The sequence below is a fragment of the Kitasatospora xanthocidica genome, assembly GCF_014656195.1.
GTDB lineage: Bacteria > Actinomycetota > Actinomycetes > Streptomycetales > Streptomycetaceae > Kitasatospora > Kitasatospora xanthocidica.
Window position 1 is genome coordinate 338755 of the sequence record NZ_BNBY01000002.1, and the last position, 20394, is coordinate 359148.

At 73.9% G+C, this 20394-nt stretch carries 19 protein-coding genes and 1 pseudogene; 8 read left to right on the plus strand and 12 right to left on the minus strand.

Annotation, left to right across the window (positions count from 1 at the left end):
* Nucleotides 1-70 precede the first annotated feature (70 nt).
* Nucleotides 71-1165, plus strand: a complete 1095-nt coding sequence (locus tag IE332_RS04850; RefSeq protein ID WP_189913823.1) for an ABC transporter ATP-binding protein — start codon at nt 71-73, stop codon at nt 1163-1165.
* A gap of 79 nt (nt 1166-1244) precedes the next feature.
* On the opposite strand, the gene IE332_RS04855 is transcribed toward IE332_RS04850, so the two are convergent.
* Together IE332_RS04855 and IE332_RS04860 are read right to left on the minus strand one after the other, a co-directional pair.
* On the minus strand, nt 1245-1952 hold the full coding sequence (locus tag IE332_RS04855) for a response regulator transcription factor (protein WP_229928301.1): 708 nt from the start codon (nt 1950-1952) through the stop codon (nt 1245-1247).
* Nucleotides 1949-3259: a sensor histidine kinase gene (locus IE332_RS04860; RefSeq protein ID WP_308437524.1), complete on the minus strand. Its 1311-nt coding sequence runs from the start codon at nt 3257-3259 to the stop codon at nt 1949-1951. The genes IE332_RS04855 and IE332_RS04860 overlap by 4 nt, the downstream gene beginning before the upstream one ends.
* Nucleotides 3260-3457: 198 nt before the next feature.
* Between IE332_RS04860 and IE332_RS04865 the strand changes: the two genes are divergently transcribed.
* Genes IE332_RS04865 through IE332_RS04875 form a run of 3 tightly spaced genes read left to right on the plus strand, consistent with a single transcriptional unit; the run spans nt 3458 to nt 5952 of the window.
* Nucleotides 3458-4375 carry an ABC transporter ATP-binding protein gene (locus tag IE332_RS04865; RefSeq protein ID WP_189913824.1) on the plus strand — a complete coding sequence of 306 codons (918 nt, stop codon included), beginning with the start codon at nt 3458-3460 and terminating at the stop codon, nt 4373-4375.
* On the plus strand, nt 4372-5127 hold the full coding sequence (locus IE332_RS04870) for an ABC transporter permease (RefSeq protein WP_189913825.1): 756 nt from the start codon (nt 4372-4374) through the stop codon (nt 5125-5127). Before IE332_RS04865 ends, IE332_RS04870 begins: the two co-directional genes overlap by 4 nt.
* A gap of 54 nt (nt 5128-5181) precedes the next feature.
* A complete protein-coding gene (locus IE332_RS04875; RefSeq protein WP_189913826.1) occupies nt 5182-5952 on the plus strand; it encodes an ABC transporter permease in 771 nt (256 codons plus the stop codon).
* Nucleotides 5953-6069: 117 nt separating this feature from the next.
* Here the strand turns inward: IE332_RS04875 and IE332_RS04880 are convergent, their stop codons facing one another.
* Nucleotides 6070-7209: a PucR family transcriptional regulator gene (locus IE332_RS04880; RefSeq protein ID WP_189913827.1), complete on the minus strand. Its 1140-nt coding sequence runs from the start codon at nt 7207-7209 to the stop codon at nt 6070-6072.
* 87 nt (nt 7210-7296) lie between these two features.
* Between IE332_RS04880 and IE332_RS04885 the strand changes: the two genes are divergently transcribed.
* Both IE332_RS04885 and IE332_RS04890 read left to right on the plus strand, forming a co-directional pair.
* On the plus strand, nt 7297-8355 hold the full coding sequence (locus IE332_RS04885; protein ID WP_189913828.1) for a ferredoxin reductase: 1059 nt from the start codon (nt 7297-7299) through the stop codon (nt 8353-8355).
* A gap of 7 nt (nt 8356-8362) precedes the next feature.
* The gene (locus IE332_RS04890; RefSeq protein WP_189913829.1) at nt 8363-9481 is read left to right on the plus strand and encodes a fatty acid desaturase family protein; all 1119 of its coding nucleotides are present in this window, start codon (nt 8363-8365) and stop codon (nt 9479-9481) included.
* Between the two features lie 88 nt (nt 9482-9569).
* Here the strand turns inward: IE332_RS04890 and IE332_RS04895 are convergent, their stop codons facing one another.
* The 3 genes from IE332_RS04895 to IE332_RS04905 form a co-directional block, all read right to left on the minus strand.
* Entirely contained in the window at nt 9570-10343 is a 774-nt protein-coding gene (locus IE332_RS04895; protein WP_189914098.1) for an aminoacyl-tRNA hydrolase, read from the minus strand.
* A gap of 75 nt (nt 10344-10418) precedes the next feature.
* Nucleotides 10419-10943, minus strand: coding sequence for a tetratricopeptide repeat protein (locus IE332_RS04900; protein WP_229928302.1), 525 nt, complete (start codon nt 10941-10943; stop codon nt 10419-10421).
* 136 nt (nt 10944-11079) lie between these two features.
* The gene (locus IE332_RS04905; protein ID WP_189913830.1) at nt 11080-12009 is read right to left on the minus strand and encodes a hypothetical protein; all 930 of its coding nucleotides are present in this window, start codon (nt 12007-12009) and stop codon (nt 11080-11082) included.
* Nucleotides 12010-12133: 124 nt separating this feature from the next.
* Between IE332_RS04905 and IE332_RS04910 the strand changes: the two genes are divergently transcribed.
* The gene (locus IE332_RS04910) at nt 12134-12505 is read left to right on the plus strand and encodes a YbjQ family protein (protein ID WP_189913831.1); all 372 of its coding nucleotides are present in this window, start codon (nt 12134-12136) and stop codon (nt 12503-12505) included.
* A gap of 201 nt (nt 12506-12706) precedes the next feature.
* Nucleotides 12707-13817: pseudogene (locus IE332_RS04915) on the plus strand (NAD(P)-binding domain-containing protein).
* A 76-nt stretch (nt 13818-13893) separates the two neighbouring features.
* Here the strand turns inward: IE332_RS04915 and paaE are convergent.
* From paaE to IE332_RS41765, 6 genes are all read right to left on the minus strand, one after another.
* Nucleotides 13894-15045 (minus strand): 1,2-phenylacetyl-CoA epoxidase subunit PaaE, encoded by a 1152-nt coding sequence (gene paaE / locus IE332_RS04920; RefSeq protein ID WP_189913832.1) that lies wholly within the window; start codon nt 15043-15045, stop codon nt 13894-13896.
* Entirely contained in the window at nt 15046-15567 is a 522-nt protein-coding gene (locus IE332_RS04925) for a PaaD-like zinc ribbon domain-containing protein (RefSeq protein ID WP_229928361.1), read from the minus strand.
* A gap of 122 nt (nt 15568-15689) precedes the next feature.
* A complete protein-coding gene (paaC, locus tag IE332_RS04930) occupies nt 15690-16625 on the minus strand; it encodes a 1,2-phenylacetyl-CoA epoxidase subunit PaaC (protein ID WP_189913834.1) in 936 nt (311 codons plus the stop codon).
* A complete protein-coding gene (gene paaB / locus IE332_RS04935; protein ID WP_189913835.1) occupies nt 16609-16944 on the minus strand; it encodes a 1,2-phenylacetyl-CoA epoxidase subunit PaaB in 336 nt (111 codons plus the stop codon). Before paaB ends, paaC begins: the two co-directional genes overlap by 17 nt.
* The gene (gene paaA / locus IE332_RS04940) at nt 16941-17900 is read right to left on the minus strand and encodes a 1,2-phenylacetyl-CoA epoxidase subunit PaaA (protein WP_373313680.1); all 960 of its coding nucleotides are present in this window, start codon (nt 17898-17900) and stop codon (nt 16941-16943) included. The genes paaB and paaA overlap by 4 nt, the downstream gene beginning before the upstream one ends.
* A 278-nt stretch (nt 17901-18178) precedes the next feature.
* Entirely contained in the window at nt 18179-19783 is a 1605-nt protein-coding gene (locus tag IE332_RS41765; protein ID WP_268256528.1) for a M20 family metallopeptidase, read from the minus strand.
* Nucleotides 19784-20394: the final 611 nt, after the last annotated feature.

Here is a 20394-nt window from a genome sequence, read left to right on the forward strand (position 1 = left end):
CGGACGCCTCCCTCGACGTCTCCCCTGACGTCTCCTCGGCCACCCCCTCGGACACCTGGACGCCGACCCGATGAGCACCGAACACCTCCCGAGCACCGAACGCCTCCCGAGCACCGCGCTCGACGCCCGACTGCGGGTCGACCGCGCCGCGTTCACCCTGGACCTCGCCCTCACCGCCGCCCCCGGCGAGGTGATCGCCCTGCTCGGCCCCAACGGCGCCGGCAAGTCCACCGCGCTGCGCGCCCTCGCCGGCCTGCTCCCGCTCACCGGCGGCCACCTGCGCCTGGACGGCCGCCTCCTGGAGGACCCGGCCGAGCGCGTGCACACCCCCGCCGAGGAACGGCCGGTCGGCGTGGTGTTCCAGGACTACCTGCTCTTCCCGCACCTCAGCGCGCTCGACAACATCGCCTTCGGCCCGCGCTGCCAGGGCCGTTCCAAGCGCGCCGCCCGGGCCGAGGCCGCCGACTGGCTGGAGCGGATGGGCCTGGCCGACCACGCCTCGGTCCGCCCCGGCCGGCTCTCCGGCGGCCAGGCGCAGCGGGTCGCGCTGGCCCGGGCGCTCGCCGTCCGCCCCCGGCTGCTCCTGCTGGACGAGCCGCTGGCCGCCCTGGACGCCCGTACCCGCCTGGACGTACGGGCCCGACTCCGCCGCCACCTGGCCGAGTTCGAGGCGGTGGCGGTGCTGGTGACGCACGACCCGCTGGACGCGATGGTGCTGGCCGACCGGCTGGTGGTGATCGAGCACGGGCAGGAGGTGCAGTCCGGCAGTCCGGCGGAGGTCGCCCGGCGGCCGCGCACCGACTACATCGCCCGCCTGGTCGGGCTGAACCTGTACCAGGGCCGGTCCGAGGGCACCCGTGTCACGCTCCCGGACGGCACCGTCGTGGCCACCACCGAGGAGGTGGACGGCCCGGCGTTCGTCGCCTTCCCGCCGTCCGCCGTGACGCTCCACCGGGAACGGCCGCAGTCCAGCGCGCGCAACCTGTGGAAGGCCGAGGTCATCGGCCTGGACCTGCACGCCGACCGGGTCCGCGCCGACCTGGCCGGCGACCTGCCGATGGCCGCCGACCTCACCCCGGCCGCCGTCGCGGAGCTGGAGCTGGCACCGGGGGTCACGGTCTGGGCCTCGGTCAAGGCGACCCAGACCCACGCCTACCCGGCCTGAGCCCCCCGTCGGCCGTGAACCGCGGGGGGACCGGGGGAACCCCGGGGGACCCCGGAGGACCGGGGCCCCCGGACGCGCCCTACTCCGACGGCTCGACGAACCCCGACTCGTACGCGGCGATCACCGCCTGGGTGCGGTCCCGCGCGCCCAGCTTCGCCAGCACGCTGCTGACGTGCGTCTTCACCGTCTGCACGCCGAGGAACAGCCGCTCGGCGATCTCCCCGTTGCTGAGGCCGCCGGCGACCAGCCGCAGCACCTCCGCCTCCCGCTCGGTCAGCGCCGCCCGTTCCATCGTGGCGCGGGCGGTGGGGTTGCCGTGCCCGGCCGCCAGCCGCCGGATCGCGGCGGGGAAGAGCAGCGTCTCGCCCGCGGCCACCAGCCGGACCGCGTGCGCGATCTCGGCCGGGCGGGAGCGCTTGAGCAGGAAGCCGTCGGCGCCCGCGCGCAGCGCCTGGTAGACGTAGTCGTCGTTCTCGAAGGTGGTCACGACCAGGATCCGCGGCGGCCGTTCGCCCGGTGCGCCGGGGCGCAGCAGTTCGCGGGTGGCGGCCAGTCCGTCCATCACCGGCATCCGGACGTCCATCAGCACGACGTGCGGGCGCAGCGTACGGGCCATCGCCACCGCCTCGGCGCCGTCGGCGGCCTCGCCGACCACCCGCAGGTCCCCCTGCGCCTCCAGGACGGCCCGCAGGCCGAACCTGACCAGCTCCTCGTCGTCCGCGAGCAGGATGTCCGTCACCCCGGCAGCCCCCTTGGTCGGGCCGTCCACCACAAGATCGTTCGTCACGACCCCAAGCGTAGGGGCAGCCGGACGGCCAGTACCCACTCCCCGCTGCCGTCCTGCGCCGGCCCGGCCGTGGCCTCCCCGCCGAGCAGCGTGGCCCGTTCGCGGATGCCGCGCAGCCCCTTGCCGCCCTTGCGCGCTCCGGCGCCGGGGTGCCGGGCCGCGGTGGTCCCGCCGACCGACAGCGCGTTGGCGCAGCGCAGCTCCAACTGCCCGTCCTGGACGGCGATCCGGACGCTGACCGGCTCGCCGGGCGCGTACTTGAGCGCGTTGGTGACGCCTTCCTGGACGATCCGGTAGGACTCCCGGGAGAGCACCCCGGGCAGCTTCCCCGCCGGCAGGTCGACCCGCGCCTCGACCGGGCTGCCGGCCGCCCGTACGGTCTCGAAGAGCGCGGGCAACTGGTCGACGCCCGGGTGTTCGGTGGTCGCGCCCTCGGGGGCCTCGCGCAGCAGCACGAGGGTGCGTTCGAGGTCCTCCATGGCCTGCCGGCCGGTCTCCTCGATGACCTCCAGCGCCCTGGCGACGAAGGCCGGGTCCCCGACCTCCCGCGCGGCGCCCGCCTGAATGACCGTCACCGTCAGTGCGTGGCCGATCGAGTCGTGCAGCTCGCGGGCCAACCGGTTGCGCTCCAGGAGACGTTCGGCCCGCAGCTCCGCCTCGGCCAGCCGCTCGGCCGGCGACGGCCCCAACAGCCGTACGGCCATGGCGAGTTGGAGCCGCCCGGCACCCACCACCAGCCACCCGTAGCCGAGCAGCGCCACCGGCAGCAGCAGGAGGCAGTTCAGCCCCTGCGGACCGGCCAGCAGACCGGAACCGCCATTGATGCAGAGGACCGTCGCCATCCCGACGGCCGAGCCGAGCACGACCCGGCCGATCAGCCAGAGCGCGGTGCGCCACCGGTCGGCCCAGCCCCCGGAGGGGTCGACGGCGATGTCCTGCTCCCGGTCGGGCACCAGCAACAGCCTGGCCTGGACCCCTTCCGCCCGCCGCGCCGCCGGGATGAGGGCGACGAGCACCAGCAGGGCGGAGTCCACCGCGGCGGCCTCCGCCACGAGCCGGCCGAGCGTCAGCCCGTACGTCCCGGGATAGATCAGCAGGATGACCCCCATGAAGATCCATCCGACCAGGAGGTGCAGCAGCCGCGCGTACGTGGCACCGGCCAGCAGCGGCGCGAGGAACCCGGGCACGGCGGTCCTGGGCACGGCCGCCTTCGGCACCTCGGCCTTGGGCACCGCGGCCCCGGTCACCGCGGCTTCGGGCACTGCAGCCTTGGTCACTGCAGTCTTGGTCACTGCGGTCTCGGTCACCGGGACATCCTGCCAGGTCAACGGCCGGGCGGGCGTCACACCCGGGGCCGGGGCCGGGCTCCCTCCCGGGAGGGAGACGGCTCCACTCCGCGGCGGGATCCGGCGAGGCCTCCGCTCCGGTGGAATGTGATCGCCGGCCGGACGTCGGCGCCGGACACCGGACCACCCGGCACCGGACCACCAGAGGGGAGCGCGGCCGTGATCGAAATCCAGGGCCTCACCAAGGAGTACGGCGGACGACGTGTCGTCGACGACCTCGGCCTCGAGGTCCGGCCCGGCGTGGTGACCGGCTTCCTCGGCCCGAACGGGGCCGGCAAGAGCACCACCATGCGCCTCGCCCTGGGCCTGGAGCGGCCCACCGCCGGACGGGTCCTCGTCGCCGGCCGCCCGTACGCCGAACTCACCGACCCGCTGCGGCAGGTCGGCGCACTGCTGGACGCCCAGGCCCTGCACGGCGGCCGGACGGCGCGCGGCCACCTACGCTGGCTCGCCGCCAGCAACGGGCTGCCGGAGGGCCGGGTGGACGAGGTGCTCGGCCAGGTCGGCCTGACCGACGCCGCCGGCCGGCGGATCCGCCGCTTCTCGCTCGGGATGCGCCAGCGCCTCGGCGTCGCGGCCGCGTTGCTCGGCGACCCGGCGGTCCTGCTGCTGGACGAGCCGGTGAACGGCCTCGATCCGGAAGGCATCCGCTGGATCCGCACGCTCCTGCGCCGACTGGCCGCCGAGGGACGCGCGGTGCTGGTCTCCTCCCACCTGATGAGCGAAATGGCGCTCACCGCCGACCACTTGGTGGTGATCGGCCGCGGCCGACTGCTCGCGGACGCCGCCACCGCCGACTTCATCGACCGGCACGGCCGCACCAGGATCCGGGTGCGCGCCGTCGACCCGGCCAAGCTGGCCGCGCTGTTCGACGGCGAGGGCCACGACTTCACCGCCGTCCGGGTCGACGGCGGCGCCTGGGAGGTGACCGGCGCCGAACCCGAGCGGATCGCCGCGCTCGCCGCCGCCCACGGGGTGGTGCTGTACGAGATCGCGGTCCAACAGGACTCGTTGGAGGACGCGTTCATGCGGATGACCGCCGACAGCGTCGAGTACCGCGCGGAGGTGGCGGCATGAGCACCCTCGCCCCCGCGGCGCACATCCTCCAGGTCCTGCGCGCCGAACGCATCAAGTTCACCACCCTCCGATCGCTCTGGCTCACCCCGCTGTTCGCCCTGCTGCTCACCGCGGGCGTCACCACGGCCGTGGGCGCCGCACTCGGCGGCGCGGATCCCAACATCGTCGACGACCCTGGCGTGGGCGTCTTCTACGGGCTCAACTTCGGCCACGTGGCGCTGGCTTGCTTCGGCATCCTGCTGATCGGCCAGGAGTTCAACACCCGCATGATCGACGTCTCGCTCACCGCCGTCCCCCGCCGCGCCCGGATGTACGGCGCGAAGCTCGCCCTCGGCGCACTGGTCGGCCTCGCCGTCGGCGCGGCCGGCACGGCGGGTGCCTTCGCGGGCTACGCGGCGACCGTCCCCGGCGACTGGCACGGCCCCGCCTTCACCCGCGCCGTCGTCGCCGGGGTGCTGTACCCGCCACTGATGGTGGTGTTCTGCTTCGGGCTGACCGCGCTGTTCGGCAACCTCACCGCCGCCATGGGCCTGCTCGTCCCGACCGTCTTCCTGGTCTCGCCGGCTCTCGGCGGTCTGCCCGGGGCCCGGCTGGCGGCACAGTTCCTGCCCGACCGCGCCGGCCAGTACGCGCTGCACTACGCCGACGACCCGGACGTCGCCTACGGGCACTGGACCGGACTGCTGATCATGACGCTCTGGGCCGCCACGGCGGCGTACGCCGGCCTGCGCGCCCTTCGGCGCACCACGTGACACCGGACGGGCGGGACTGAACGACGGGATGGACGGACGGGATGGACGGACGGGATGACGAACGAACGGAGAACGACGATGAACCCGGGCCCGATCACCGCCCTGCGCGCCGAACGGATCAAGTTCACCACCCTGCCCTCGCAGTGGGCCGCCCCGCTGACCGCCCTGGTGCTGACCGTCGGCATCACCGCGGCCGTCAACCTCGCCTACGGCACGAAGGACCACACCCCCGGCGAGGACCCGGCCGGCGGGATCTACTACGGGCTGCTGTTCGGCCACGTCGCCGTGGCCTGCGCGGGGATCCTGCTCATCGGGCAGGAGTTCAACACCCGCATGATCAGCGTCTCGCTCACCGCCGTCCCCCGGCGCGGGCGGCTGTACGGCGCCAAACTGCTGCTCGGCGCCGGGCTGGGACTGCTGCTCGGGCTGCTGTCGACGGCGGGCTCCTTCCTGGCCGTCGCCGCCACCGTCGGCCTGGACACGTCCACTCCCGGGCTGAGCCGCAGCTTCCTGGCCGGCGTGCTCTACCACCCGCTGCTGGTGGTGCTCTGCCTCGGAGTCACCGCGATGCTGGGCAACTTCAGCGCCGCCCTCGGCCTGCTCACCCCGCTGCTGTTCCTCGGCACGACCTTCCTCGCGGCGATCCCCGGCGTGCGCGAGGTCTGCCAGTTCCTGCCCGACCGGGCCGGCCTGTACGCGATGCGCACCCAGCCCGAGCCGGGCATCCACTACGGCTACTGGACCGGGCTGCTGATCATGGCCCTGTGGGCGGGCGCTGCGGCGTACGGCGGTCTGCGCGTCCTGGAGCGGCGCGGGGAAGGGTGACGGAGGGGCTCAGGGCTCAGGGTTCAGGTTTCAGAATTCAGCGAACAGATAACAGATGACAGATGACAGATTTCCACATCTGTTATCCGTTCGCTGAACTCTGTCATCTGTCACCCGTCAGCCACCCCGAAGCCCCACCGCCAAGGTCAGTTCAAGGACCCGGTCCGGCGAGGCCAGATCCGGGAACAGCTCCCGCAGCTGCGACATCCGGTACCGGACCGTCTGAGGATGGACGAACAACGCCGCCGCCACCTCGTCCCGCCTGCCCTGGTGCAGCAGCCACGCCCGCAACGTCTCCTCCAGCCGCCGTGCGGTCGCGACGGGCAGGGCCCGCAACGGCGCGAGGGCTCGGGCACGCAGGTCGGCGAACGCGTCCACGTCGGCGCTCAGCACCAGCTCCGGCAGGTGCTCCTCGGTGTCGCGGATGTCGGCGGAGAGGGAGCGCGCACGTACGGCTCGTGCGTACGAGGCGGACGCACGAGTCCATGGCCGGGCCGGGCCGACCACGGCGGCCCGGTCGGTCAGCTGCCGCAAGAGGTGTGATCGGTCGGCATCGGGGACGAGCAGCACACCGGTGGTGTCCGGCAGATCGTCGAGGACGAGAGTGCTCGGGTCGAGGACGCGGTAGGCGGGTCGGGCCTGGACGGCGGGCAGCACGACCGCGGTCAGCGAGACCGGGGGCTGCCACCCGGCCCGTTGGACGGCGGCCAGCAGCACGTCCGGGCTCGCGCCGGCGAGGAGGTCGCGGGCCAGGTGTTCCAGGTGGCGCTCGTGGGCCCTGCCCCGGGCGGCCAGTTCGTCGGCATGGCCCGCGGCGCTCGCGGCGGAGAGCTCGTCGATGTAGGCGAAGGTCAGCTCGGCGAACCTGGCGACCTCGGCGGCGGGCAGACCCGCGGGTACGGCACCCGCTGCCAGGCATCGCCAGGCCACCCGGGCGCCGACGCGGTAGGCGCTGAGCAGGGCGTCCATCGAACGGCCGTCGCGCACCTCGCCGCGGCCCAGCTCGTAGGCCGCGTCACCGGCGTCGCCGCCCGTGGCGTTCCCGCTCGCGAGGTCCAGGTAGTGCCCCAGGGCGGTGCGGACGGCTCGGCGGATGGTGCCGCCCATACGGCCCGAAAGGGCGTTGGCGTAGGGAGGGACCTCGTCGATGATCGCCTCGACGACCTCGTCGGCGGTGGCCGTCAGCGCGGCCCGAAGCGCGGTGACCGTCGTCTCGTCCAGGACCGGCTCGCCGGCCCTCCAGATGGCATGGCTCATGTTCTTGTTCCCTGCGAACAATTCTGCGGAGCAGATTTACGCCCTACGGTCAGGACTTTACGCCCTGAGGCGCAGCAAGCTGGAGTCATGACGAGTGCAGCCCTCCGCAGCAGGGCGTGGAAACTGCTGGAGATGGTCACGACGCCGCTGCTGCCGTCGGACTACCTCGACCTGGTCAGCCCGCTGCGTGCGGGCGCCGACCTGCGTGGGCGCATCGAGGCCGTGCACCCCGAGACGGGTGACGCCGCGACCGTCGTGATCAAGCCGGGACGGGGCTGGCGCGGCCACACGGCCGGCCAGTACGTGCGGATCGGGGTCGACGTCGACGGGAGGCGCCTGTGGCGTGCCTACTCCCTCACCTCACCGACGGACCGCCGGGACGGCCGCATCACGATCACCGTGAAGGCGATCCCGGACGGCAAGGTCAGCAACCACCTCGTCCGCAGGGCGGCACCGGGCACGCTGGTCCACCTCGACCAGCCGACCGGTGACTTCGTCCTGCCGCAGGCCAAGCCCGCCAAGGTGCTCTACCTGACGGCCGGCAGCGGCATCACGCCCGTGATGGGCATGCTGCGCGACACCGGGTTCGACGACGTCGTCATGGTCCACTGCGCGCCGCAGCCGCAGGACGTGATCTTCCGCGACGAACTGCACCGCCTCGCCGCGGACAGGAAGCTGCGCCTCACCGAGGTGCACACCGCCACGGACGGCAGGCTCGACATAGCCCGTCTCGGCGAACTCGTGCCCGACTGGGCCGAGCGCGAGACCTGGGCCTGCGGTCCCGCGGGCCTGCTCGACGCCGCCGAGGAGCACTGGACCGAGCACGGCCTCCGAGTGCGCCTGCACACCGAACGCTTCCGCCCCCGCACGGTCGTCACCGGCGGCGACGGCGGCGAGGTCACGTTCAGCGCCACCGGCACGACCGTCGACGCGGACGGCGCCACGCCGTTGCTGGACGTCGGCGAGGAGGCCGGCGTGCTCATGCCCTCCGGGTGCCGCATCGGCATCTGCTTCGGCTGCGTCACGCCGCTCAAGGCGGGCGCCGTCCGCGACCTGCGCACCGGCGAGATCACCGAGGCCGAACCGGGCGTCCTCATCCAGACCTGCGTGTCCGCCGCGGCGGGCCCCTGCGACATCGAACGGTAGACGCACCTTGACCGCCATCGACCCCACCGCCCACCTGACCGCGGAGCAGATCGAGGAGCTCGGCCGCGAGCTGGACGCGATCCGCGACGAGGTGCTCGCCGACCGCGGCGAGAAGGACGCCGCCTACATCCGCAAGGTCATCTCGGCGCAGCGCAAGCTCGAACTGGCCAGCAGGGGCGTGCTGCTGTTCTCGATCTTCCCGCCCGCATGGCTGCTCGGCACCGCCGGCCTGTCCGTGGCGAAGATCATGGACAACATGGAGATCGGCCACAACGTCCTGCACGGCCAGTGGGACTGGATGCGGGACCCGAAGATCCACTCCACCACCTGGGAGTGGGACCACGTCTCGCCGTCCGAGCAGTGGAAGCACTCGCACAACGAGCTGCACCACACGTACACCAACGTGATCGGCAAGGACAACGACCTCGGCTACGGCATCATGCGCGTCGACGAGGACCAGAGGTGGCACCCGTTCCACCTCGGCCAGCCGCTGTGGAACTTCATCAACGCCTGCTTCTTCGAGTACGGCATCGCGGCGTACGACCTGGAGCTCGGCAAGAACCTGCGCAAGCGCCGCCGCAAGGACCCGGAGTTCCGCGCCCGGGCCAGGGCCGTGGGCCGCAAGATCCGCAAGCAGGTGCTCAAGGACTACGTGATCCACCCGCTGCTGTCGGGCCCGTCGTTCCTCACCACGCTCGCCGCCACCTTCACCGCGAACCTGGTCCGCAACCTCTGGACCCACTCGGTGATCATGTGCGGGCACTTCCCCGAGGGCGTCCAGGTCTTCGAGCGCCGGTCGATCAACGGCGAGACGCGCGGCCAGTGGTACCTGCGCCAGATGATGGGCTCGGCGAACATCAGCGGCAGCAGGGCCATGCACTTCATGAGCGGCAACCTGTCCCACCAGATCGAGCACCACCTGTTCCCGGACCTGCCGAGCAACCGGTACGCCGAAGTCGCGGTGAAGGTGCGCGTGCTGTTCGAGAAGTACGAGCTGGAGTACGTCACCGGGTCGCTGCCCAAGCAGGTGTTCTCCGCGTGGCACAAGGTCTTCCGGCTCTCGCTGCCGAACAGGAAGCCCAAGGTCAGGACACCGGCCCCCGAGAAGGAGCTCATCGCGGCCTGACCCCGGTATTCCTTCTCCCGGGCTCAGCTCAGCGCAGCGCTGCCGGGCTCAGCGCAGCGCTCCCGGGCTCAGAGCAACGCTCCCGGGTTCAGCGCAGCGCGGGGTGATCCGCGATCACCGTGCAGCTTCCCGGGGCGATCTCGGTGAAGCCCGCGTCCTGAACCACCGGCAGCCCGCTGCGGACCAGCTCCCCCCACGCCTCCGGCGCGGCCGTCCGCACCGCCAGCGCGAAGCCGGACTCCGCCCACTCCTTGCGCTGCGCGTCGTCCAGCCGCCACCAGGCGAGCTGGGCGGCGTGCCCGGTCTGCGCCATGGTCTTGCCCGCGCTCATCTCCAGCTCCGGGTTGAGCCACAGCACCGGCAGCCCCGGCTCGGGCGCACCGGGCTCGGCCGCCTCCTCCAGGTCCGTCCCGGAGACCTGCAGCTTGGCGAGCTCCTTCGGCCAGCCGTCCAGCGGGATCGGCGGGAACACCCGCACCTCCGCCTCCCGCCCCTGCACGGTGACGCCCGGCAGCTCGCCGGCCCGACGCCACTCACCGCCGCGGGCCCGCCGGACCACCTTGCGGATCCGGGCGTCCTCCCAGGCCACGACCTGCTCCGCCCACTCACCGTCCGCCTCGGTCACCCGAGGGTCGGAGAGCAGGGTGAGCACCGCCCGGGCCGAGGTCTCCAAGGCGTCCGTCCGCCCCGGCGGAGTGGCCTTCTCCAGCCGGACGACCAGCGGCAGCACGTACTGCGGCCGCGCGTCACGCTCTTCGGGCGCCGGAGAACCACCGGAACCGGAAGCGGAGCCCGAGCCTGAGCCGGACTCATGGTCGTTTTCGGAGTCGTGCGAGGAGGCGGAAGGCGCGGAAGCCGGCATGTCGAACGGAGAAGTCACCCGACCAGCATGCCAGCCCCGTCCCGCCCGGCTCGGCCCGCCCCGGGCGGCTCCCGTTCAGCGCAGCCGCTGCCGCAGCTCGTCCACGGCGGTCCGGATGCCCGCACTGAAGGCGTCCTCGGGCAGCGCGTCCAGGCTGCGCACGGCCCGTTCGAGCTGCTCGCGCGCGAGGTCGGGCTCGCCGAGTTTGAGGTGGTCGGAGGCCAGGTTGAGGTGCAGCGAGGGGTAGAAGGCACGCACCTGGAGGGCCGGTTCGTACGTCCGGGCCCGCTCGGCGGTCAGCGAGTCGGCGGCGGCCAGCGCCCGCAGGTCCCACTCCAGCTCGGCCCGCGGGTCGTCCTGCAGATCGGCCAGATAGTGCGCCAGCACGCACCGGTGGAAGACGTCCTGCTCCCCCAGGTCCTCCCAGAGCGCCTCGAGGCCGGCCCGCGCCTCGGCGGTCCGTCCGCGCTGCGCCGCCCGCACGCTGTCCAGTCCGAGCGCGATCCGGGCCAGCGCCGACTCGTCCGCGGCGGTCGAGGAGTCGTCCACCCCGTCGGGGCCGGCCGAGGACACATCGCGCATACCGGATACATCGGGCATGCCCGCAGCCTAACCGCCCGGCCCCCGGCCCTCGACCCGTCGGGGACACCGGGGACACCGGGGACACCGGGGACACCGGGGACACCGGGGACACCGGGAACGCCAGGCACGCCGGGAACGCCGGGCCGACACCCGGTCAGCGCCGGTAGCCGCGCTGGGGGTCGCGCTCCTCCGCGTCCTCGTACATCAGGAACCACCCCTCCGGGTGCGTGGCCGCCAGCAGCATCTCCGTCCGCTGCTCGGCGGCGAGCTCCGGGTCGCCGTCGTCGGGCCCGAAGACGCCGAACAGCTCGTCGTGGCAGCCGTCCCAGTCGTAGTCGTAGAGGTCGGCCGGGAGGTCGCCCATCATGTCCGCCACCGACTCGGGCTGCGCGCCGAGCAGCGTCCGGGCGTCCACCAGCGCCATCCGCAGGGCGATCTCCTCGGCCAGGCAGCGCGGCAGCGGCCACTCGCCGAGCGCGAGGTCGTCGGCCAGGTCGTCGAAGGCCCGGGCCATCGTGCGGCGCCAGCCCCGGTGCATCCGCCAGGTGCGCTGGGGCAGCCGGGCGTAGACCGTCCAGTCCGGGTCCTCGTTGTCGGTGACCGCCTCGTCCCCGTGTTCGTCGAGGTCGTCGTAGGCGGCGTCGGCCAGTCCGAGCAGCTGGGCGTGGAGCAGGCAGGCGGTGCGCGGGGTGAGCGTCCAGTCCGCGCCCGCGCCGCCGTCCTCCTCGTCGCCCTCCAGCGGGAACAGCTCGGCGAAGTCGGGGGTGAAGTCCTCGGTCACGCTGATCTCCAGCGTGCCGCCGACCGCCTCGACTCCGGGGATGGCGGCCACCAGCCGGTCCGGGTGCAGCAGGGCGCCGAGCGCCGCGTTGGCGTCCTCGGCGACTTCGCGCAGGAGTTCGCGGCGCTGGCCGGCCGGGTCGACCCCGTCGAAGTCCAGCTCTTCGACGGCCCTGATCGCGGCCGCGCGCAGGGCCGGCCAGTCGGTGATCCGCAGGCCCAGCACCACCGTCGCCTCGATCTCCTGCGCGCCGGAGTCCTCCGCCGCGCCCGGCCCCTGTGGATGATCGCTTCGCTCGCCCATGGGGCTACGGTACGGCTTTTCGGCCGCCCGATCACCGGTCCGGACCAGCTTCCGGACGCCTTATCGGCCACTGCCCCGCCGTGCCTCTGTCACTCGGACGCCTCACCTGGGCAGGATGAGTGCCATGGCTGACATCAATGAGTACGGCGGCGGGCAGGGCCCGAACGCCGACGTCCTGGTCGTGACCACCAATGACATCCCCGGCTTCCGGGTCGATCACGTGATCGGCGAGGTCTTCGGACTGACCGTCCGCAGCCGCCACATCGGCAGCCAGATCGGCGCCGGGCTGAAGTCGCTGATCGGCGGCGAGCTGCGCGGGCTGACGAAGACGCTGGTCGAGAGCCGTAACGAGGCGATGCAGCGGCTGGTCGAGCAGACCAAGGCCCGCGGCGGCAACGCCGTCCTGATGATGCGCTTCGACGTGACGGAGGCGGCGGACGTCGGCACCGAGGTCTGCGCCTACGGCACCGCCGCGGTGATCTCCCCGCTCGCCTGAGCGGCCCCGCGCCGCCGCACCCTCCGACTGCGCACACCGCGCCCGGTGCCCGGCACCCCCGTCCGAGAACGGCGGGAACAGTCACCGGGGCCCCGATGTTTCACCGGCGTGACTGTTTACGGTGCAACGAACTCGGGCGCGGTGAACTCGGGCCCGGCAGGCTCCGGTGTGACGGGCTCCGGCGTGACGGACTCCGGTGCGGTGAACCCCGGCGCGCCGCAGCGGGTGGACGTCCTGGTGGTGGGCGCCGGGCAGGCGGGTCTGTCCGCCGCCTACCACCTGCGCCGCCGCGGCTTCGCCCCGTACCGGGCGGGCGCCGACGGCGGCTTCGTCGTGCTCGACGCCAACGCCGGGCCCGGCGGCGCCTGGGCGCACCGTTCGCCGTCCCTGCGGATGGCCACCGTGCACGGCTTCCACGACCTCCCGGACGCCGAGCTCCCGTCGGTCGACCCCGAGGCCCCCGCACGCGAGGTGGTGCCGGGGTACTTCACGGCGTACGAAGCCCGGCACGCGCTCCCGGTCGTACGCCCGGTCGCGGTGCGCGCCGTACGCGCCGAGTCCGAGCGCCCCGACTCCCGACTGCTGGTCGAGACCGACCACGGCATCTGGTCCACCCGGGCGCTCATCAACGCCACCGGCACCTGGACCCGGCCGTTCCTCCCGCACTACCCCGGCCACTACGCGGGCCGCCAGCTGCACTACGCCGACTACCACGGGCCCGAGGAGTTCGCGGGCCGGCGCGTCCTGGTGGTCGGCGGCGGCGCCTCCGCGATCCAGGTGCTGTCCGAGGTCGCGGCGGTCGGCGAGACGGTCTGGGTCACCCGCTCCGAACCCGTCTACCACGAGGGGCCGTTCACCCCCGAGTACGGGCGTGCGGTGGTCGCCAAGGTCGAGGAGCGGGTCCGCCAAGGGCTGCCGGTGCGCAGCGTGGTGAGCGTGACCGGGCTCGGCCCGTCCGTCGCCTACCGGCGCGCCGAGGAGCTGGGCGCGCTGCACCGGCGGCCGATGTTCGACCGTCTCACCGAGCGCGGAGCCGCCTGGGGCGACCAGGAGCTGGCGGTGGACGCGATCGTCTGGGCCACCGGCTTCCGGCCCGAGGTCGGCCACCTCGCGCCGCTCGGCCTGCGCTTCCCCCGGCGGCGGCATCGCGCTGACCGGCACCCGCGCCACCGCCGATCCGCGCGTCCACCTGGTCGGCTACGGCCCGTCCGCCAGCACCGTCGGCGCCAACCGGGCCGGGCGCGCGGCCGTCAACGACCTGGTCGAGCTGCTCGGCGACCCGGCGAAGCTGCCCGAGCCGGCGGCGGTCTGACCGGCTGCGGGGCTGGCCGGCGGCGGGTCAGACCGCCCACCGGCGGCCGCCGACGGCGCGGGCGCCGGCCCAGGCCTCAGCGGTCGTAGTCGACCGTCACCCGGTCGGTGACCGGGCGGGCCTGGCAGGTGAGGACGTAGCCGGCGGCCAGTTCCTTCTCCTCCAGGGCGAAATTGCGGCGCATCTCCACCTCACCCTCGGTGACCAGGGCCCGGCAGGTGCCGCAGACCCCGCCCTTGCAGGCGAACGGCAGGTCGGGGCGGGAGCGCTGGGCGCCGTCCAGGATCGAGCGGTCGCGCGGGAGGGACAGGGTGCTGCCACGGCCGTCGAGGACGACGGTGACCTCGCTGCGCACGCCCTCGGTGCCCGCCGCGCCGTCGGACGAGGCGTCCGTCCGGTCCCAGTCCTCGTCGCGCTCCGGGAGCGGCTCGTCCTCGGCGTGGAACAGCTCCTGGTGCACGCGCTCGCCCGGGACGTCCAGTTCGGTGAGCAGTTCCTTCGCCCCGGCGACCATGCCGAACGGCCCGCACAGCCACCAGTGCCCGACGCTCCCGACGTCCACCAGCGCCGCCAGCAGCGCCCGTACCCGCTCCGGGTCGAGGCGGCCGCTGAGCAGTTCGGCGTCCCTGGTCTCCCGGGAGAGCACGTGGACCAGCTGGAAGCGGCCGAGGTAGCGGTCCTTCAGGTCGGCCAGCTCGTCGGCGAACATCACGGTGTCGCTGCGGCGGTTGCCGTAGAGCAGGGTGACGGTGGAGCGGCGGTCGGCGGCCAGCACGGAACCGGCGATCGACAGCATCGGGGTGATGCCGGAGCCGGCCGCGAGCAGCACGTGGTCGGCGGGGACACCGAGCTCGGGGGTGAACAGGCCCGACGGCGTCAGCACCTCCACCTCCTCGCCGGACCGCGCCTCGCGCACCAGCCAGCGCGAGAACAGCCCGCCCGGCACCTCCCGGACGGCGATCCGCAGCGGTCCGCCGACCGGGGCGCAGATCGAGTACGAGCGGCGCTCGTCGGCCCCGTCCACCAGCTTGCGCAGCGTCAGGGTCTGCCCGGGACGGAAGGCGTAGTCCTGGGCCAGCTCGTCCGGCACCGCGAAGGTCACCGCCACGGCGTCCTCGCAGAGCCGCTCCACCCGGTCGATCCGCAGCCGGTGGAAGGTGGGGCGGCGGGCCGGGCGGATGCCGGTCGCCGGGGTGTCGGCGGGGGCGGACGGGACGGCGGCGGGCATTCAGATCTCCTTGACGCGTTCGAAGGGCTCCCGGCAGGCGCGGCAGCGCCAGAGCGCCTTGCAGGCGGTGGAGCCGAAGCGGGACAGCTCCTCCGTCTCCGTGTCGCCGCAGAGCGGGCAGGGCACGGGGGGCGCGACCGCGGCGCGGCTCCGGGCGCCGACGCCCGCGCCTGTGCCTGCGCCCGTGCCCGCGCTCACACCGGTGCGGGTCGGGCCGAGGGCGAGCGGGACCGGTCCGGACGCGCCGACGGCGGAGGTCGGACGCGGCGGGGCGATGCCGGCCTCGCTGAGCTTGCGGCGGCCCTCGGCGGTGATCAGGTCGGTGGACCACGGCGGGTCCAGCCGCAGCCGTACCCGGACCTCCGGGTACCCGGCGGCGCGCAGCCGGCGGTCCACGTCGGCCGCCATCTCGGCGACGGCGGGGCAGCCCGAGTAGGTCGGGGTCAGCCAGGCGGTGACCGCGCCGCCGGCGCCGTCCACCTCGACCTCGGCCAGGACGCCGAGGTCGGCCAGGGTGAGCATCGGCAGTTCCGGGTCCGGGACGGCCGCGGCGACCGCCCAGGCCCGGTCGCGGGTGCTGCCCGCGACCGCCGCGCCGACGGTTCCCGTCACCACGTCGGTTCCCGTCACCACGTCGGTTCCCGTCACCACGTCGCCCCCGGGTGCGCGCGGGCCAGCACCTGCAGCTCGGCGAGCAGCGGGCCGAGGGCCTCGGTGTGCACGCCGTCCCGGCCGGCCCGGCCGAGCACGGTGGCCAGCGGCGGCACCTCCGGCACGGTCAGCCCGGCCTCGGCGAGGACGGCGCCGAGCGAGGCCAGCACCGGTTCGCGCAGCGTCGCCGGGTCCACGCCCACCCGCAGCTCCACCGGGTGCGCCGTGAACAGCTCCTCCAGCAGCGGCCAGACGGCGTCCAGACCGGCCCGCATCCGCTCGGCGGAGTACGGCGTGCCGTCGCCGAGGCGCAGCGTCCAGGCGGTGGCGTACTCGCGGTGGTACGCCAGCTCCTTGACGCCCCGGGCGGCGACCGCCGCCAGCACCGGGTCGGGGTGCCCGGCCAGCGCCTCGTACAGGGCGCCGCGCGCGGTGGCGAACAGCAGCAGCCGGGCGATCGAGTACGCGAAGTCGCCGTTCGGCGCCTCCACCATCCGGACGTTGCGGAACTCGTGGTCCTCGCGCCAGTACGCCAGGTCGTCCTCGGTGCGGCCGGAACCGTCCGCCTGGCCGGCCCGGGTGAGCAGCAGGCGGGCCTGGCCGAGCAGGTCGAGGCCGAGGTTGGCGAGCGCGACCTCCTCCTCCAGCTCGGGCGCCCGGGTGCACCACTCGATCAGCCGCTGGGAGAGGACCAGGGCGTCGTCGCCAAGCATCTGGCAGTAGGCCGCGAGGTCCGCGCCGTCCGTGCCGGCGGGCAGGGCGGTGTCCACGCCGAGCAGCGGGTCGGCGAAGCCCGTCCCGTACGCCCAGCGGCCCTCGCCCTCGGGGCCCGGGGTGGCCTCGGCGAGGCTGAGGTAGACGTGGTCGTCGTCGGTGGTGGACGTGGTGTGGTCGTGCACGGTGGCTCCCCCGTCAGATGTGCGGGACATCCTCGGGGATGTCGTAGAAGGTCGGGTGGCGGTAGACCTTGTCGCCGCTGGGCTCGAAGAACGGGTCCCGCTCGTCCGGGGTGGACGCGGTGATCGCGTCCGAGCGGACCACCCAGAGGCTGACGCCCTCGTTGCGGCGGGTGTAGAGGTCGCGGGCGGCGAGCAGCGCCATCCGGTCGTCGGCCGCGTGCAGCGAGCCGACGTGGACGTGGTTCAGGCCGCGCCGGGGGCGCACGAACACCTCGTACAGCGGCCAGCCGGCCTTGGACCCGCTGTGAGCGGACCCGGTCTGGGCGGAACCGGTGTGGGGCTCGGTCACTTTCCGTTCTCCTCTTCGGTGTGCGACTGCTCGGCCGCGCGCTTGGCGGCGTAGGCGACGGCCGCCTCCCGGACCCAGGCGCCGTCCTCGTGGGCGGCGCGGCGGCGGTCGATCCGCTGCGCGTTGCACGGGCCCTGGCCGCGGATGACCCGGTTCAGCTCGGACCAGTCCGGCTCGCCGAAGTCCCAGCCGCCGCGCTCCTCGTTCCAGCGCAGCTCGGGGTCGGGGAGGGTGACGCCCAGGTGCTCGGCCTGCGGGACGGTCATGTCGACGAACCGGCGGCGCAGCTCGTCGTTGCTGTGCCGCTTGATCCGCCAGGCCATCGAGCGGGCGGAGTTCGGCGAGTCCGCGTCCGAGGGGCCGAACATCATCAGCGACGGCCACCACCAGCGGTCCACCGCGTCCTGCACCATCCGGCGCTGGGCCTCGGTGCCGCGCATCAGCGTCATCAGGAGCTCGTAGCCCTGGCGCTGGTGGAAGGACTCCTCCTTGCAGATCCGCACCATCGCCCGGGCGTACGGGCCGTAGCTGCAGCGGCAGAGCGGGACCTGGTTGCAGATCGCCGCGCCGTCCACCAGCCAGCCGATCACGCCGACGTCGGCGAAGGTGAGGGTCGGGTAGTTGAAGATCGAGGAGTACTTCTGACGGCCGGAGATCAGCTTCTCGGTGAGCTCGGCCCGGTCGACACCGAGGGTCTCGGCGGCGGCGTAGAGGTAGAGGCCGTGACCGGCCTCGTCCTGGGCCTTGGCGAGCAGGATCGCCTTGCGGCGCAGCGAGGGGGCCCGGGTGAGCCAGTTGCCCTCGGGCTGCATGCCGATGATCTCGGAGTGGGCGTGCTGGGCGATCTGGCGGATCAGGGTGGCCCGGTAGGCGTCGGGCATCCAATCCCTGGGCTCGATCCGCTGCTCGGCCGCGACGACCGCCTCGAACCGGTCCTCCGGCGTCTGCGCGGGGATCGCCTCGGCCACCTCTGCTGTCACCACGGTCCCCTCTCGTGTCCTGCCCTGCGGTCCGCCCGGGGTCCGGACGGCAACCGACTGACCGTTCGGTCGGTACCATTCTGCGCGGCGGGGCGGAGCGATGGCAAGGCGGGGAACAGATAACAGCTGACAGATTTCGAAATCTGTCAGCTGTCATCTGTCATCTGTTCGCTGTTATCCGTTCACTGTCATCTGTTCGCCGTCAGGTGCCGACTGTCGGCGGCCGGCCGTCGAAGGACCGCCCTACCTCCCGCTCACCCCTCCGCACGGTCGCGCAGTCGCGGCAGCGGTACGGCGAGGAGCGCCGCCAGCAGGGCGATCCGTGGGCCGATCTGGTCCAGCCTGATGTGCTCGTGCCGGGCGTGGGCGCCGGCGCCGACCGCGCCGAAGCCGTCCAGGGTCGGGAGCCCTCGCGAACCCGGCAGGTTGGTGTCCCCCGCCCCGCCCGCCGGGGCACCGTCCAACTGCTGCCCGAGCACTGCGGCGAGCGAACGCACGTGCCGGAGCAGCGGGTTGCCGGTGCGCTCGGGCCACGCCGGACGACTGGACAGCACCTCCGTCCGCACCCGGGCGCCCGGGCGCAGCGCGGTGAGCCGGGCGAGGTGGTCGAGCGTACGGCGCTGCGCCTCGGCGGTGGAGAACCGCAGGCCGAGTTCGGCCTCGGCCCGGCCCGCGATGACGTTGGCACGCGAACCACCGCTGATCCGACCGGCGTTGAGCTCCGTACCCGGCTGACCGGCGAGGTCGCGGACGGCCACCAGCTGGTCCACCAGCTCGTCGACCGCGGACACCCCGTCGTGTGCGTCGTTGCCCGCGTGCGCCTCGCGCCCGGTCACGGTGAGCCGGACCCGGGTGCTACCGCGCCGCGCGGTCTTCAGCCGACCGTCGGGGTGCGGCGGTTCGAGCCCCAGCACCGCGGCGGCTCCCCGCAGTTGGCGCTCGACCAGGCGGCGCCCGTCCGGGCTGCCGACCTCCTCGTCGGAGACCACGACCAGCCGCACGGCCCGGTGCGGGCGCTCCCCCAGATCCGCCAGCAGCGCCAACGCGCCTTCCAGGATGGCGAGTCCACCCTTCATGTCGACCACACCCGGGCCGGTGAGCCGGCCGTCCTCCTCGGTGACCGGCCAGTCCGCCAGGGTGCCGACCGGCCAGACGGTGTCATGGTGGCCGACGATCAGCAGGTGCGGCAGGGTCTCGTCCCGGCCCTCCCACTCCAGGACCAGGTGGTCGCCGGCCGGTCCGGGTTCGCGGCGGGCGGTGGCCCCGGTGGCGCGGAATCCGGCCGCCAACTCTTCGGCGAGGGCGTCGAGTCGTGGGGCGTCCCCGCTGGGTGACTCGATCCGGGCCAGGTCGGCGCAGCGGCGTCGAACGGCGCCGGCGAGGGTACGGGCGCGGGCGCTGAGCGCCTGCGGAAGACCGGGCAGCGCCGCGGTGACGGTGGCCTTCGCGGTGGCGGCTGCCGTGGCGGCCGTGCCGGCAGCGGTGGCAGCGGCAGTGACCGGGGCGGCGGGAGTGGTGGGGGTGACAGGGGCCGTGGCCGTGTTCGCGGGGGCGGTCGGGGACACGGCCGTCGCCGTGGCCGGACTCGCGGCCGACACTGCGGGCGGGCTCGCGGCCGACACCGCGGGCGGCACCGCGGGCGGGCTCGCGGCCGGTTCGGTGGTCGAGGTGGCCGCGGTGATCACGGCGCCCGTGGCGGTCCTGGTCACCGCGGCGGCGGTGGCGACCGTCGTGACGGTGGTGGCGGCCGCCCCGGCGAGCGCTTCGCCGTCGGCGGCGGCAGGGACGGAGACCTGGGTTCTGTCGGGCTCGGTGGCAGCACCTTGGGCAGTGGGCGACCCGACGATCTGGGGACTCAACGCTCGCCTCCGCGGCCGCCGCCGGTATTCAGCGGCCGGACCGGCCGACCGCTCCCGCCCGGGTGCCGGCCCCGGCCGGACCTCACCGTGCGGCCGGACGTCACCGTGCGGCCGGGATGATCGGCGGTCCGCCGGAGCGGCCCGTCTGGCCCAAGTACGGTGGAACGGCTGGGCGGCGTGCTTGGCATTGCGTCCTCCTCGCTCGATCCGGTGGCCCCGGTCCGCCCGGAGCCGCCGTGGACGGCGGCTTCCTCGCGGTGGGCGCAATGGCCGGACCGCCGCAGGGAAGCCGAGATGTGAGCCTAGAAGAACCGTTCGGTTTCCTGCGAGGTGGCCCTGCTCCCAGCGTGCCGGTACCGGGCCCAGCCTCGGACACCCGTCGGAGAGCGGCAGCGGGCGCACGGCGCGCGGGCCTGGATCGGCGCGCGGACGCGGTCGCCGGATCGCGCCCATCTCCACCATGGACCCGCCGCCCGAGTTCGGCAGCGCAAACCGCCAAGGCACGGCATTTCCACGCCGGATGGGTGACAGCGGCTCAGCGGGCGGTACCAACCGGGAGCACGCGACGGCTCAGGGAAGCCCGCTCCGACACCCGGCCTGACTCCACGGGA

Excerpts from the sequence above, each read along its gene's own strand:
- IE332_RS04905 (WP_189913830.1), bottom strand. The coding sequence starts at position 12,009 with ATGGGCGAGCGAAGCGATCATCCACAGGGGCCGGGCGCGGCGGAGGAC.
- IE332_RS04925 (WP_229928361.1), bottom strand. The coding sequence starts at position 15,567 with ATGCTCACCCTGGCCGACCTCGGCGTCCTGGCCGAGGTCGAGGTGGAC.
- paaC (WP_189913834.1), bottom strand. The coding sequence starts at position 16,625 with ATGTCCCGCACATCTGACGGGGGAGCCACCGTGCACGACCACACCACG.
- IE332_RS04885 (WP_189913828.1), top strand. The coding sequence starts at position 7,297 with ATGACGAGTGCAGCCCTCCGCAGCAGGGCGTGGAAACTGCTGGAGATG.
- IE332_RS04910 (WP_189913831.1), top strand. The coding sequence starts at position 12,134 with ATGGCTGACATCAATGAGTACGGCGGCGGGCAGGGCCCGAACGCCGAC.
- IE332_RS04870 (WP_189913825.1), top strand. The coding sequence starts at position 4,372 with ATGAGCACCCTCGCCCCCGCGGCGCACATCCTCCAGGTCCTGCGCGCC.
- IE332_RS04895 (WP_189914098.1), bottom strand. The coding sequence starts at position 10,343 with ATGCCGGCTTCCGCGCCTTCCGCCTCCTCGCACGACTCCGAAAACGAC.
- IE332_RS04850 (WP_189913823.1), top strand. The coding sequence starts at position 71 with ATGAGCACCGAACACCTCCCGAGCACCGAACGCCTCCCGAGCACCGCG.
- paaE (WP_189913832.1), bottom strand. The coding sequence starts at position 15,045 with ATGCCCGCCGCCGTCCCGTCCGCCCCCGCCGACACCCCGGCGACCGGC.
- IE332_RS04880 (WP_189913827.1), bottom strand. The coding sequence starts at position 7,209 with ATGAGCCATGCCATCTGGAGGGCCGGCGAGCCGGTCCTGGACGAGACG.
- IE332_RS04900 (WP_229928302.1), bottom strand. The coding sequence starts at position 10,943 with ATGCCCGATGTATCCGGTATGCGCGATGTGTCCTCGGCCGGCCCCGAC.
- IE332_RS04875 (WP_189913826.1), top strand. The coding sequence starts at position 5,182 with ATGACGAACGAACGGAGAACGACGATGAACCCGGGCCCGATCACCGCC.